This is a genomic window from Allofournierella sp. (assembly GCF_017889395.1).
Lineage (GTDB): Bacteria > Bacillota > Clostridia > Oscillospirales > Ruminococcaceae > Allofournierella.
The window spans coordinates 1-14475 of record NZ_JAGHKE010000153.1 but is presented as its reverse complement, the minus strand read 5'-3'; the positions used below and the strand labels follow the sequence as shown (position 1 = coordinate 14475).

General features: G+C 50.2%; 13 protein-coding genes. 9 read left to right on the top strand and 4 right to left on the bottom strand.

Annotated elements, in window-relative coordinates; translation table 11 throughout:
- The first annotated feature begins 46 nt into the window (after positions 1 to 46).
- The 7 genes from J7G73_RS13330 to J7G73_RS13300 all read left to right on the top strand — a co-directional run bounded on the left by J7G73_RS13330 (position 47) and on the right by J7G73_RS13300 (position 10787).
- A complete protein-coding gene (locus tag J7G73_RS13330) occupies positions 47 to 1171 on the top strand; it encodes a DUF6076 domain-containing protein (RefSeq protein WP_291246623.1) in 1125 nt (374 codons plus the stop codon).
- The gene (locus tag J7G73_RS13325) at positions 1168 to 2079 is read left to right on the top strand and encodes a sigma-70 family RNA polymerase sigma factor (protein ID WP_291246622.1); all 912 of its coding nucleotides are present in this window, start codon (positions 1168 to 1170) and stop codon (positions 2077 to 2079) included. Before J7G73_RS13330 ends, J7G73_RS13325 begins: the two co-directional genes overlap by 4 nt.
- 212 nt (positions 2080 to 2291) lie before the next feature.
- The gene (locus J7G73_RS13320; RefSeq protein ID WP_087182701.1) at positions 2292 to 2510 is read left to right on the top strand and encodes a helix-turn-helix transcriptional regulator; all 219 of its coding nucleotides are present in this window, start codon (positions 2292 to 2294) and stop codon (positions 2508 to 2510) included.
- Positions 2511 to 2513: 3 nt separating this feature from the next.
- A complete protein-coding gene (locus J7G73_RS13315; protein ID WP_291246621.1) occupies positions 2514 to 3512 on the top strand; it encodes an RES family NAD+ phosphorylase in 999 nt (332 codons plus the stop codon).
- A gap of 74 nt (positions 3513 to 3586) precedes the next feature.
- Positions 3587 to 6121, top strand: a complete 2535-nt coding sequence (locus J7G73_RS13310; RefSeq protein ID WP_291246620.1) for a site-specific DNA-methyltransferase — start codon at positions 3587 to 3589, stop codon at positions 6119 to 6121.
- Positions 6121 to 10098, top strand: a complete 3978-nt coding sequence (locus J7G73_RS13305; RefSeq protein ID WP_291246619.1) for a BPTD_3080 family restriction endonuclease — start codon at positions 6121 to 6123, stop codon at positions 10096 to 10098. Before J7G73_RS13310 ends, J7G73_RS13305 begins: the two co-directional genes overlap by 1 nt.
- A 236-nt stretch (positions 10099 to 10334) precedes the next feature.
- Entirely contained in the window at positions 10335 to 10787 is a 453-nt protein-coding gene (locus J7G73_RS13300; protein ID WP_291246618.1) for a hypothetical protein, read from the top strand.
- 87 nt (positions 10788 to 10874) lie between these two features.
- Here the strand turns inward: J7G73_RS13300 and J7G73_RS13295 are convergent, their stop codons facing one another.
- From J7G73_RS13295 to J7G73_RS13280, 4 genes are all read right to left on the bottom strand, one after another.
- Complete coding sequence (locus tag J7G73_RS13295; protein WP_291246617.1) at positions 10875 to 11153, bottom strand: hypothetical protein; 279 nt, start codon at positions 11151 to 11153, stop codon at positions 10875 to 10877.
- Between the two features lie 19 nt (positions 11154 to 11172).
- The gene (locus J7G73_RS13290) at positions 11173 to 11475 is read right to left on the bottom strand and encodes a hypothetical protein (RefSeq protein ID WP_291246616.1); all 303 of its coding nucleotides are present in this window, start codon (positions 11473 to 11475) and stop codon (positions 11173 to 11175) included.
- Between the two features lie 128 nt (positions 11476 to 11603).
- Complete coding sequence (locus J7G73_RS13285) at positions 11604 to 11900, bottom strand: DUF2089 family protein (RefSeq protein WP_291246615.1); 297 nt, start codon at positions 11898 to 11900, stop codon at positions 11604 to 11606.
- Between the two features lie 152 nt (positions 11901 to 12052).
- Positions 12053 to 12349 (bottom strand): hypothetical protein, encoded by a 297-nt coding sequence (locus J7G73_RS13280; RefSeq protein ID WP_291246614.1) that lies wholly within the window; start codon positions 12347 to 12349, stop codon positions 12053 to 12055.
- Between the two features lie 258 nt (positions 12350 to 12607).
- On the opposite strand from J7G73_RS13280, the gene vanG reads away from it, so the two are divergent.
- Both vanG and J7G73_RS13270 read left to right on the top strand, forming a co-directional pair.
- Positions 12608 to 13645 carry a D-alanine--D-serine ligase VanG gene (gene vanG, locus J7G73_RS13275; RefSeq protein ID WP_291246613.1) on the top strand — a complete coding sequence of 346 codons (1038 nt, stop codon included), beginning with the start codon at positions 12608 to 12610 and terminating at the stop codon, positions 13643 to 13645.
- Positions 13642 to 14367 (top strand): M15 family metallopeptidase, encoded by a 726-nt coding sequence (locus J7G73_RS13270; protein ID WP_291246612.1) that lies wholly within the window; start codon positions 13642 to 13644, stop codon positions 14365 to 14367. Before vanG ends, J7G73_RS13270 begins: the two co-directional genes overlap by 4 nt.
- Positions 14368 to 14475: the final 108 nt, after the last annotated feature.

Here is a 14475-nt window from a genome sequence, read left to right as displayed (position 1 = left end):
TCACAAGACAGGCAGAAAACAGATATAGGACAGAGGGGGTGGCCCTATGCCACTGGGGATCAGGCAGAACAACAATTTCCTGCATCTGACAATGGATGTCTGGCAGGATCAGATCTTCTTCAATGAGACCGTCTACCCGGCCGGCCACTTTGCCGCCGAACTGTTGAATGTTCCCAAGGAGACTATGCGGGAACTGGTCACCCACGGCGGTGCCATCAGCCATCAGGTAGAGGCCCTGGCCAAGGCAGGGCGGGGCGAATTTATCAACCGGCTGGATGTGACCCGCACCTCTCTGGAGAAGCTGTTGGATGCCCTGTGGCACTGTCCTCCGTACAGCCTGATGGACAAAGAGCAGGAGTTACACACTTTGGAGGTGCTGTTTTCCCCAGCCTCCCACAACGACCTGCTGAAGCCGGATTCGCCCGCTCGGGAATTTTTCTTACGCTATCTGGTAGCTGCTTTCAGCATTCCCCTGGGTATCCAGCACTTCGCTGTGGCGGCACGATATTTTGAGGAGGGCTATCTACGGCGGCTAAAGAAGCGGACGGAGACCTTCTTCGCCGTGGCCGCCCACGACTGTTTCAACAGTGAATGGTTCTGGAGTATGATGCGTGATTTGCCGGTACCGGATATTGAGCCATTCACCATCACGCCGAATCTGAGATCCTCCTATGTCTTTGCCCGACACCCGAAACAGGAAAAGGAAACCATATTTGTGAACCGGTATTTCTTTGACCATACCATCAGCTTCTACATCTTTGACCTGATGAACGGACTGCAGCACGGCCATGCGCCCAGCCGGTGCTGTGGTTGCGGGACATACTTTCTCACCACCAACGGCCATATGCCGAAATACTGCGATGGTATTGCGCCCCAGGACCCCCGCATGACCTGCCGACAGTACGGCGCCATGATGCGGCAGAAGGAGCAAAACAAACAGCACCCGGTCTACCGCCTGTTCACCACCCGCACCAACACCATCCGCAAGCACCACCAGAGAGGAAAAATCTCCGACGAGCTGCGCAATGAAGCGCTGTATGTGGCGGAGAGCCTGCGGGATAAGGCACTCATGGATAACGACTACGCTGCCAGCGGCTACGCACACGACATGGAGCAGGAGGCGATCTATGCCCAGGCGAGAGCGCACCTTGCCCGGGAGGGTCGGTCATGAGCATGTACCGCTGTGACACTCCCTGCCCCAGCAACGAGGAGCTTGCCCTGCGGATACGGGACGGTGATCCTCATGCCGCCCCGCTCCTGTTCTCCCAGAACGAGGGATATCTGACCATGCTGGCCACAAGCTACTGCGAGCAGTTTTCTCAGGACTTTCTGGTGGACGACCTCAAGCAGGAGGGTGCGCTGGCTCTGCTGGACGCGGCACGGCGGTTTGACCCATCCAAGGGGACCAAGTTGCTGACCTATGCGACCTCCGCCATCGAGACGGCCATGCGGGACTGCGCCGCCCAGGGGTCTTTCTCTCTGTCGCTCCCTATGGATCGATACCGCCAGCTGCGCCAGGTGGCTTTCCTCTACGCCACCCATGAGCGGGACGTCGAAACAGATCTTCTGCCGGCCATCCAAGAGAAGCTGAAAGTCTCCTCCAAAGTCGCCCGGCGTCTGCTGGAAGAATACCGCACCGTGTTTCAGGTCGAGTGTTTGGGCGAAAGCGTCTTTGACCTGGGGTATGGCGACGACCCGGCCAGGGCCTACGACCGCTCCATGCGCCGGACGCTGCTCCTCCAGCGTATGGAGGAGGTGCTGAGCCCCAGAGAGCTGAACTTGGTACGCTGTTATCTGGGGATTGGTCAGCCCAATGGACAGGGCATGACCTTTCAGGAACTGGCCATCCAGCTCAACTATAACGGCCCCAGCGGGGCCGAGAAAGCTTATAAGAGCGCCATCCGGAAACTGAAAAAGCAGTTGAACGGCGGCGCATATGGCCAGTGGCTCTCCATCCAGAAGTTGATACAAGACACCCGCCGTGAGGCTTGCAAGGCAAAGGAATACTGTTCACCTCAAGCCACTTGGCTGGATAAACAGCATGCATCCAAGGATTTCTGGGTAAGGTCACTGCGCTGAACTGTGTGTATCACATCCTCCAGCAATCGTGCGAACAAGAAGAACTTTGACAGCAGCAGAGCCTTACTTCCTCCGTTTTGTGCACTTGGTTTGAATGCTCAAAAGCAAAAGAGTGCCTCTCAATATATTGCGATTTGCTCTTGAGAAAGTGTTTTGAGCGGGATATAATAAATATGATAGATTTTGAATTCTGCGGTCGGGAGGTTGTATCCATGTCAGTATCCTACAACAAACTTTGGAAACTTTTGATCGACAAAAAGATGACTGCTTCCGATTTGCGAAAAGCCGCTAATGTTGCGCCAAACACAATGACCAAATTACGCAGAGATGAAGATGTTTCCCTTGATGTTTTGGGACGCATCTGTGCTGTATTGAACGTAAATATCGGAGATATTATGGATTTCATTTTTGATGATCAAAAGGAGTGTTAATGCATGGAAATCATCCCTGATAACCGTTCCTTGAACGAAAAAGCAAAAGATTCAGAATGGTATGCGTGGATACTCCTTTTTTATTTACTCCAATCAGACTATCCAAATCAGCGTTTGTGGGAGGAGTTTTCACACGACATCGTTTATAAAAATAGATTCTCATCAAGCAGTGATGTGTTGAAGGAAATTCTTAACAAGGCCGATGATGTGGAGTATATTGTGCCAAAAGGTACTTTCTTTTTCAGGGCACGCAAATACGAAAAATCACCTTACGAAGAGTTAATACGCGAGTTCTTGAAAAACAACAACACACCAGAGGATGAAACAGAAAAGCAGTTGGATCAATTCCGCACAGTTCCAGACTTATTCTTCCGTGCCCTTTTCCCCGACCTATATTCTGTAAGCAAAGATTTTCCGCTTAAAACCCTTCATCCCATAAAGACCGCATTTGAAAACTGGGAAAACAGGCAGTTCAAAGGTTTTGATGCCGATGGCTCCGGCGCTCCGAGCTGTGACAGCATCAAGGCCGGAAGGGCAAACCCTGATTTCATACGCTATCTTTACCTTGCAGAAGATGCTGATACTGCTTGTTATGAAATGCGCCCGATTATTGGACAGTACATCAGCGTAGCAACTTTCCAAACGACAAAAGATCTGAAGCTATATGATTTAACCCGCCGTTTTCCAGCAAAATTTGAAGATCCAAAATATGAGGCACCGAGTCTGTTTGATTGTATCAGCGATCATTTCTCTATGCCAAACGCTGATGATCCGCGAAAATACATTCCCACGCAATTTCTTACGGAGAAAATTAAAGAGTTGGGATTTGACGGTATCCGATTCCGCAGCTCACTGAAAGAAAATGGTGTGAATGTTGTTGTATTTCAACCAGAATCCTGTGAGGCGTTGTCATCTGATCTGATTCAAATAGGAAAAATAAATATTGGCATTCAGCCATTTGACCCTTGCCGTCCTAACAAAGGGACCGAAGAAATCAGTTGACACCGATTACGCAAATTTGCCAAGTTATATAGAATTTCTCAGGTTTCATATGATCTGAATTAGGAGGAAGAATCATGGCACGGCCGAAAAAACTGACCGAAGCTGAAAAAATGCGCGATGTAGAGGCGTATACTCACGATGATAAAAAACGCACCAACAACCCGCCAGTGGGTATGGCCCAGCATGATAAGGCAGAAGAAAAAATAAAAACCTATCAGTTTGACCCACATCTTGACCCCACGCTCCAATGGGCGGGTAAAGCCGAGGGCACCAGTTTTGAGGTGCCCACATCTTCTATCCATATTCACGAATCCATCAAGCCGCACAGCATTATTTCCCATGTTATGAAGGAGTATTCCGAGGCCTTGGAAGGGCAGCTTGTGGGGCAGCAGTCCATGTTTGAAGCGGAAACTCCTGCTGAGCGGATGCGCCGCCGCCGGGAGTCTATCGAGTTTTACCAGCATGGAGTCAACTGGACCAATCGGATGATTGCCGGAGACAGCCTGGTAATCATGAATTCTCTGCTGGAGAAAGAGGGCATGGCCGGACAGGTGCAGATGGTGTATATCGATCCCCCCTATGGCATCAAGTACGGCTCCAATTTCCAGCCCTTTGTGGACAAGCGGGATGTAAAGGATAAAAAGGACGAAGATTTGTCCCAGGAGCCGGAGATGATCAAGGCCTTCCGGGACACCTGGGAATTGGGCATTCACTCTTACCTTACTTACTTGAGAAATCGATTGCTGCTGGCACGAGAATTACTGACGGACAGCGGCAGCGTTTTTATCCAAATCAGTGACGAGAATGTTCACCATGTGCGGGAATTATGTGATGAAATTTTCAGTCCTCAAAATTTTATTTTACAAATTTTTGTAAAGAAAACCGGTGGAGCAGGTGCACCGAGTGATTTACTTGCCCCAGCTTCTGTTGGTGACTATATTATTTGGTATGCTAAAGACAAAAAAAGTCTGAAATATCACCGCCTTTTTGAAAACAAGGCAGATGCAAAAAGTGGAATTAATAACTATTCCAATATTCGATTGCCTGATGGAACTGAGCGAAGTCTGACCCCTGCCGAAAAGAAAGACTTATCTTTGATACCAAAAGGTGCACGGCTTTTTGGAATACACGCTTTAACATCACAATCTGGCGGGGAAAACGCTCGTTTTCCCATTGAGTATAACGGCAAAACGTATCGCATTAATAGCGGCAGTTGGAAAACTTCTCAGGAAGGCATACAAAATTTAATAAAAGCAGATCGTATTCGAGCAACAGACACAAGAATCGGGTACGTCCGTTTCTTTGATGATTTCCCGGTCGTCCCGCTTACCAATGCATGGGATGATACTCGCGGGGACATGGGAATAATTTATGTTGTTCAAACTGCAACCAAAATCATTCAGCGTTGTATACTGATGACCACCGATCCTGGTGACTTGGTTCTGGATATTACCTGTGGCAGTGGTACTACTGCTTATGTAGCTGAACAGTGGGGACGTCGCTGGATTACCTGCGATACCTCCCGTGTGGCGATCACACTGGCCAAGCAGCGGTTGATGACAGCAACCTTTGATTACTATAAACTGGCTCACCCAGAGCAGGGTGTGGGCAGCGGATTTGTCTATAAGACTGTACCTCACATTACCCTGAAATCCATCGCTAATAATGAACCGCCCGCAACGGAAACCCTGTATGACCAGCCGGAGATCGACAAGGGCAAGGTTCGTATCACCGGGCCTTTCACCGTGGAAGCCTTGCCTGCTCCCGTAGTAAAGCCGCTGGATGATGTGAGTGATTGGGACGAGGACTCCACGGCCAAACAGACCAGCTGGCGTGACCAGCTGCTGGCCACCGGCATTATGGGTCGGGGCGGCAGCCGTTTGGAATTCAGCCGTGTGGAACCCCTATCCGGTACCAAGTTCCTGCAAGCCGAGGCAGAAACCAAGGAGGATGTACCCCGCCGTGCGGTCATCTGCTTTGCCGGGGAAACGAAACCCATGGACTCCCGCATGGTGTCTATGGCTCTGGATGAAGTGGAAACCTTGCGCCCTTCTCCCAAGCTGATTATCTTTGCTGCTTTCCAGTTTGATCCGGAAGCTGCTAAGGACATTGACGAACTGAACTGGCCTGGCCTCACGGTGCTGAAAGCACAGATGAATACAGACCTGATGACCGACGATTTAAAGAAAAAACGTTCTTCCGACCAATCCTTCTGGCTGGTGGGACAGCCGGATGTAGAGTTGATTCCCGATAAACGCAGCAAAACCCGTTACAAGGTCAAGGTAAACGGGTTCGATTACTACGATGTAAAAAAAGGTACAGTGGAGTCCGGCAGCACTGCTCGCATTGCCATGTGGATGTTGGATACAGATTATGACGGAATGTGCATTGAGCCCAAGCAGGTCTTTTTCCCCATGGGCGGCAAGAAAGACGGCTGGAACAAGCTGGCCAAAACGCTGAAAGCAGAGATTGACCCCGACCTGATTGAAAAATACGCCGGCAACGAGTCTCTTTGGTTTACAGTACAGCCAAACTCTCAGATTGCAGTAAAAATCATCGATGACCGTGGAATCGAAAGTTTGAAAGTGATAAAGGTAGGTGATGAATAATGGCAGGTATTGATCAGCTTATTATCAACTCCGCATTTCGCGAGCCTGCGCATCACTGGAAATACGACCTGAATGGTCAAACTTTCGTAAAGGAGCCCGGGCGGAGACCTGCTGGTTATTTCATTGCCGGCCAGGGTTCCAACCAATACAATGACATCGGGCAGTTTATTGAGCTGCCTCTGGTAAATAAAATCCGCCCCCGTGTAAAAGCATGGCGGCAGGCAGGTTATCCCGGTGTAACAGGTGTAACTCAAAAACTGCTGGATCACTGGAATGATAAAGATGCCCGGCAGTATCAATTCTTTTTCTGCCAGATGGATGCCATTGAGACTATTATCTGGCTTACGGAAGCACCGGAAGCCGATAAGGTCGGTATTGAAATTCCCGGTGATGGGGGGTTATTCCGCCGAATCTGCACCAAGCTATGCACTGGCGGCGGAAAGACCACAGTTATGGCCATGCTGATTGCCTGGATGGTCTGTAACAAAGCTACCTATCCTCAGGACAAACGATTCTCCAAAAATGTGTTCATTGTGGCTCCCGGCTTAACCGTCAAAAGCCGTTTGCAGGTGCTGCAAACCGGTGGCGAGGATAATTACTACACGCAGTTCAATGTGGTGCCCATCGGTTTGATGGACAAGCTGCGCCAAGGCAAAGTCTTAATCACCAACTGGCAGGCGCTGGCGTGGGACAGTGAAGAAGCCATCAAAAAGCGCAGAAGCGTAGATAAACGGGGTGCCAAAAGTGACGAGGCCTATACCCGTGAAGTGTTGGGAGAGATGGCTAACGCGCAAAATATTCTGGTAATAAACGATGAGGCGCACCATGCGTGGCGAAAAAATCCCGAAAATAAGGGGAAACTGACAAAGGAACAGAAAGAAGCGGAGCAAGAGGCCACGATTTGGATCAGCGGGCTGGATCGCATCCACAAAACCCGAAGTATTTTAACTTGCTATGATTTTTCGGCTACCCCGTTTGCTCCTTCCGGCAAGAAAAACGACGAGGAAGCTCTGTTTGGATGGATCGTCAGTGACTTTGGATTGAATGATGGCATTGAGTCCGGTCTGGTCAAAACCCCACGTGTTGTCGTGCGGGATGATGGAATGCCGGATGCCGCAACTTTCCGCTCCAAGTTATATCACATCTATGCAGATGAAACAGTAAAAGACGATATCAATCGCCCGGCACCTCCGGAAGAGCCCCTACCCGATTTGCTGACCCAGGCTTACTATCTTTTGGGCAAGGACTGGCAGGTTCTATACCAAGCATGGAAAGAAGCCGGCGCTGTTGTTCCTCCTGTGATGATCACGGTAGCAAACCGGACTGAAACGGCAGCTCGTATCAAGTATGCCTTTGATCACCAGCGAATCCCCGTTCCAGAATTGTGTGTGCCGGAGTTGACCGTTCACATCGACTCCAAAACCATGGATGAAGCGGAGGGTACCGCTGCACCTGACCACGGTGATACCGATGAAGATGGCGGCGAGCGAAAGCTGAGTAAAAAAGAGGTAGCGGCTATCTTGCGGGAGACTGTGGACACTGTGGGTCAGCGTGGAAAACGGGGCGAGCAGATTCGAAATGTGATTTCTGTTGGTATGCTATCAGAAGGCTGGGACGCAAAAACGGTTACCCACATTCTTGGCCTGCGTGCTTTTTCCAGCCAGTTGCTCTGCGAACAGGTAGTTGGCCGTGGATTGCGCCGCACTTCTTATGATTTGGCAGAAGGCAGCGATATGTTTACGGCGGAATATGTAAATATTTTCGGCATTCCCTTTACTTTCCTCCCTCATGAGTCTGATGAAACCGGTGCGGCGCCAACTACGCCACCCAAAACACAGGTGGAATCATTGCGAGACAGGATGAACTATGAAATCAGCTGGCCCAACATTGTCCGCATTGATCGAGAATTCAGGCCTAAATTATCTGTAGATTTGAGTAAAATCGAAACACTGGTACTGGAAGCTTCGGATACTCGTCTGCGTGCCGACCTTGCCCCCATCATTGACGGCAAAACAGATTTAACCAAATGTACAGAAATCGATTTGCAAAAACTTGACGCAGAACTTCGAATGCAGCGTATCGTTTTTGAGGCCTCTGGACAAGTTTATGATCTGATGAAATCAGCCTGGAAAAGCGAGGGAACGAAATACGCTTTGCTTGGACAGGTGATTCGCCTTGTTGAAGAATATCTGAAATCCGGTGCTATCGTCATCAATCCCCCTTTGTTTAACACAGATCCTGTCAGACAGCGCATCATCTACATGATGAATATGAATAAAATCGTGCAGCATCTGTGGGGCTTTATTAAACTGGAGCAAACAAAACGAATCGTCCCTATTTTTGATGCAAACAAACGGGTACGGTCTACCAGTGATATGCCAACATGGTTTACAAGCAAACCCTGCTATATCACCAAGCATTCGCAAATCAGCCACTGTGTGTTTGACAGTACCTGGGAGTCAACAGAAAGCTATGTGCTGGAGAAAAATCCTCATGTTACTGCTTGGGCCAAGAATGACCATTTAGGGTTTGAAATTCTATATGTATTTGATGGCGTGGTTCGAAAATATACCCCCGATTTTCTTGTTAAACTGGATAATGGCAAGACACTGGTTCTGGAAACAAAGGGGCAAGAGACTCGCAGAGACAAAGAAAAGCGCAAGGCACTTGCCGAATGGATAGCAGCTGTGAATCAATGCGGTGAATTTGGCATTTGGTGCAACGATGTATCCTATAATGTGGCAGATGTAGATGGAATCATCCAAAAGCATTTAGAAAACTCTCAGCTGGGTATACAGCCGCAAAACGTGCGTCTCTACATCGAGGCCTATGACCCAACACGAAAAATGCTGTTCCTCGATTTTATGGAGGCGCGGGACTTTTTGCTGTATAAATTTCACGAAAACGTTGCGCTGGACTATAGATTGGAAGAGGGAACCCCAACAATTCTTGTATTTGAGGGAATTTCACTGGAGACAGAAGAACCTGTGGACGGCATGGTAGTTGAGGTCACATATGAGGATCTATGGTCTGCACCAGGACAATCGCCTGTAGAAGACTCCGATTTGATTTCGACCCGTTATACAGATAGCGCAGCTAATTTTATGCTCAAGGCCATACAGAATCGACGGGAAGTAAGAAATCACGAAATCAAATCAATTCCAACTACGTGGAAAGGTACGCCAGCATCTTTGGAAAACTTAGGCTCCGACTTTTCATTAAGTGTTATGTGTGTCGGTCAGGGAAGCTGGAATGAAATTTTTGACACGGCGGGACACTATACTATTTTTGATTGCGGAACATTTCTTTCAGCAAGCAGTCAGGAACGTGCTGAATGTCTTAAACAAAATGGAGGACTTGTTAAACTGTCCGCTAAAGTTACAAGTCTTATTATCAGCCATTGGGATTGCGATCACTATAATCTGCTGCGAAATATTAGTGATACAGAATTGTCGCAACTTGCAACAGCGCATTTTCCAAACCAGTTGGTTTCTCTTACAAGCTTGGATATTGCGAAACGTATTTATAAGTGCTGTCAGAAAACGGAAGCAATTGTTCCCCCCCGCAGTAGCCAACGTTCCAGCCGATTAAAAAACTATTGTCACGGGCAGCGTTACAGATTGTACATTGGCGAAGCAAGGAAATCCTTAAATCATTCGGGTACAGCCTTGGAGGTGCACAGCGAAAAGGAATGTGCCCTGCTTACGGCAGACCATACCTATAAGCAAATATTTGAGGATATGTACCCGAATACAGATAAAGATTTAATTTTAAACATGGTGGTTCCGCACCATGGCGGAAACGCCGGACAAATCCCCTCTCCAATTTATATCTGTAAGCCGGGGATTGCCATCATATCCACAGATGGAGTCAGTTATGGTCATCCCCTACCAAAGGTAATGAACCGGTTGAAAACGGAAGGCTTTCAGATTTATCGTACAGATGTGATCGGAACAAACATCACACTTACATTGTAAAGGGAGCATCGTCAATTTCTTGCTCTAACTGCGGATTGCCGTAAGCAATACATCACTAAGGTGACATCACCTTTAGGGTCCAGTGTCCAAGACGTGCAGGTTCAAGTCCTGTTATCCGCACCAAAAAGCCCAGCCGATTGGCTGGGCTTTTTCTGTTTATTTGGTGCTTTTGCCTGCAAAATGATATAATAAAAGCAAACAGCAAGCCTCCACACATTCAAACGAGGTGAAGTGCCATGAAGAGAACCATTGCTTTTGTGTTGACCGTTCTATTGAGCATCCTTTTGACCGGGTGTACCAGAACCGAACACATTGCCCTTCCTTTCACTGCTTCCGATGTGGAACGCGTAGAAATATTTCACTACGTTGTACCCGCCGACGCAGAGAAGAAAACCGTCACACGGCCGGAGGACATTTCCGATCTGGTGGACACCTTCAATGGTCTTTCGGTAACAGACAAAGAAACCGAGCCGGTTGCGGGCGGCTCGATCACCAGTTTTCGATTCCGGCTTTTTGACGGAACAATTTATGAAATCGTGTACTCCTCCATCGCCGTCAAATCCGGCCGGATCAGCACAACCGGCTCCGGGCAGGACTTTTTTACCTCCGCAGACATCGAAGCCAGCTGGAGCAACTGCGATTATGAAGCTGTGCCCGCAGCAGAAAATGAACTGCCGTTTGTTTTCTGACCGGGCCGCACTTGCTATAGAAAAACCGCCGCGAAGAGCAGAAATTCTTCGCAGCGGTTTTTTTGAACTGTTGTTCTTCCGTGTTCGTTATTCCATATCCTGAGCTTTCATCTTTGCAAGTTCCTTTTTTCTGGCAGCTTCATGGCCTTCGGCCCACATGAAGAAGAAAATCAGCGTGGGAAACACAATGATTTTCCAGTCCTGTGCCCAATTGACCATACCATGGGAGAACGCAGCTGCCAAAAGGACGAGCCACGCCAGCGGGATGATGCCGCCCACATACCAATACCTTGGCGGGCGGCGGCTGGCCCAATAGTGGAACACAAGCACTGCAAGAGCAACCACAAGTATTATCGCAAGTCTCATAGATATCCCTCTCCTTCCTTTACAGATCCTTCACTCGCATTTGTTCCATTTCTTTCTGCTGCAGCTTTTGGTATTTGTCCCGTCCGGTTCCCCAGTCGCCAAAAAACAAGGTGTTCAGAACAATGAACGGAAACAGATACCGCATTTCCAGCGGAACCGCGCCGCTGGCAAAAACCCAGATGGTCCCCGCAAGAATCAGACACGGAATCATGCCGCCCCACAGGGGATTTTTCAGCTTTGTACACAAAAGATACTCGGCCACCATCAACACCAGAGCAATGGCAAAACCGGCAGCAAGCTCCAAAACCGACACATCCACCATTTGAATCTCTTCCTTTCCTCGCATATCTTTTGCCCGATTGCGTTTCTCTTCGGCAGGTTTGCACTTCACCTTTCAAAAAGCGCAAAGAAGCTGGTTGCACGAACTCCAAAATTTCAATGCGGTGCGTATCATTCCCCCTTTTCCTGCTTGTATTTATCGATGATAAGCTTTGCCGCTTCCAGATCAATTCGGGAATCCACCGCCAGGCCCTTGATGAATGTGGCAAATGGCTCCTCCTCTTTTTTGTCCCCCAGTTCGATCTTCTGGATCAATTTATCCAGGCGCAGCCGGACTGTGGGATAGGACACCTCATACAGCCGGGCGATCTCCTTCAGCGACCCGGATTTTAAAACAAAGTTTTTCATGAAAGCGGCGTCTTCCGGCTCCAGCGCAAGCATCCACTGCGGAATCTTGTCAATCTTCATTTCAGTTCTCCTTTCGCTTTAGCTTTAACTATATTCAATATATCATAAATAAAATTAAAGTCAATAGTAAAATTTCACTTTGAATTACGAAAAGGCAGGGAAGCAAACCGCTTCCCTGCCTTTTTTCTGCTTTCAAAACATTTGCAGTTTTCTTACCCGGTCACCGCAAACCAGACCAGCAATGCGGCTCCGATGAGTCCTGTGCCTGTGCCAATCCAAGCATAGGGCTTTTCGCCGTACTGATCGTACTTATAAAGCAGCTGGACTGCCGCGCCAAAAAACAGCAGCGAAAGGCTGCCCTTCCATGCCGGATTCCCCTTCACAAGGCACAGCACGGTAAGCACCTGGGTGGCCGCGATCACAAAATTCAGTGCCGCACTTCTGGAGCAGGTATCGATCTGCTTGTCCCGCTCTTTCTTTGCCGGTGTGTCTGCCTTTCTCTGCTTCATGCCAGATTCCCTTCCTGTCCGCTCAAAGCCACGCGAAAACCATTGTGTCCTTTATCGTTCGGTATGCCAACATCTTATTCCTATCCTGCTCTGCTGTCAAGAAAGCGCCCGGGGCTGCTGCACTGGCCACCATTAGAAAATTGCAAGAAATTTTGCAGAAAATCGCAGGAATTCCGAAAGGGAAATCAAACAACCGGCGCGCCTGATTCTGCTATGATTTTTTCATCCGAACAAGTCTTTCTTTCGGGAGGTTTTGGAATGAAACGAATTTTAGTTTTCTTTGGCGGCTGTTCCAGCGAACACGGTGTATCCCTTCAGTCCGCTCATGCCGTGCTGACTCATATGGACCGGTCCCGTTATTCTCCTGTTCCGGTGGGTATCACCCGGGAGGGGCGGTGGCTGTATTATACCGGCGATCTGGATGCCATTCCCGACGGCCGTTGGCAGGATGGCCCCTGTATTCCCTGCACGTTGTGCCTGGATCGGGAAAGCAGAACCCTTCTTCTGCTGGACGGCAGCGGGGATACGCTTTGTTTTGACGCTGCCTTCCCGGTACTCCATGGCAAAAACGGCGAGGATGGCACCCTTCAGGGACTGCTGGAGCTGGCCGGGGTACCTGTGATTGGCTGTGGGGCGCTTTCCTCCGCCCTTTGCATGGACAAGGACCGTTCCCACAAACTTGCGGCGTTGGCAGGGGTAAAAGTTCCCCGCAGTGCAATGTTCCCCCGTGGCGTAAAAGCAGACGAGCTGCAGCGGGCCGCGCAATCACTGGGCTATCCCCTTTTTGTGAAGCCGGTTCGCGCCGGGTCATCCTTCGGCGTCAGCATGGTTCGTGCGCCGGAGGAGCTGGCCGAAGCGGCAGCATGCGCGTTTGCCAACGACCGGGAGCTTCTGCTGGAAGAGGCCATTCCCGGCTTTGAGGTGGGCTGCGCCGTGCTGGGCACCGAATCGCTCACCGTTGGCGCGGTGGATGAGATTGAGCTTTCGCAAGGCTTTTTCGATTTTGAAGAGAAATACACCCTGAAAACCTCTGCCATTCACTGTCCTGCCCGCATTTCCGCCGAAAAAACCGCGGAAATCCAACAGGCGGCCCAAACCATCTACCGGGCTTTGGACTGCAAGGGCTTTGCCCGTGTGGATCTGTTCCTCACACCGGAGGGAGAAATCGTCTTCAACGAGGTGAACACCATTCCCGGCTTTACCGCCCACAGCCGGTACCCCAACATGATGCGCGCCGCCGGGCTGGATTTCACCGCGCTGATCAGCCGCATCATTGAAACCGAGGTGACCGCATGAGCCGCCATCCCCGAACCGGTCCGCTGCTGCTGGTGAACGCCGGTCACCCTCTTTCCTTTTCCGAAACGCCGGACCTGGTTTATGTGGACTCCCGCTGGCCGGAGGTACAGCTGGAGCGGCAGGCCGCCGGGCAGCTGCGCGCCTGCATCCGGGCGGTAAAGGGAGAAAACGCCATTGTTCCCGTCTCCGGCTGGCGCAGTCTGGACCAGCAGCAGGCCATTTGGGACGACACCATGCGCAAGGAGGGCGAGGCCTTCACTCGCCAGTACGTGGCCCGTCCCGGATGCAGCGAGCACCAGACCGGCCTGGCCATTGATTTGGGGCTTGCCGTGGAAACGATCGATTTTATACAGCCAAACTTTCCCCATTCCGGCGTGTGCGGCGCATTCCGGAAGCTGGCCGCCTGCTATGGCTTCGTTCTGCGATATCCAGCCGGGAAGGAATCCATCATCGGCATCGCTCACGAGCCCTGGCATTTTCGGTATGTGGGCACTCCTCATGCCCGATTTATGACGGATCAGTGTCTGGTTTTGGAGGAGTATGTGGAGTTGCTGCGGCAAAAGCATTCCAAACAGCCGCTTTTTGTTCCGGCAGGGGCTCGCACCTATCGAATCCGCTCCTGCAGCGAGCCCTGCCGAGAGGATTTGGATGCCGCGTCGGAGGGCCGCTGCCAGATCTCGCCGGACAACTGCGGCGGGTACATCGTCACGGACTGGAGGTGAGGCGGCATGCGGTTTCGGGAACTTTTCACCGCCTGCTCCAAAGGGGACCAGATGGCCGGTTTCTGGCTGCTGTACCGCCTGCAAAACCATGCCGGGCACAAGCTGACC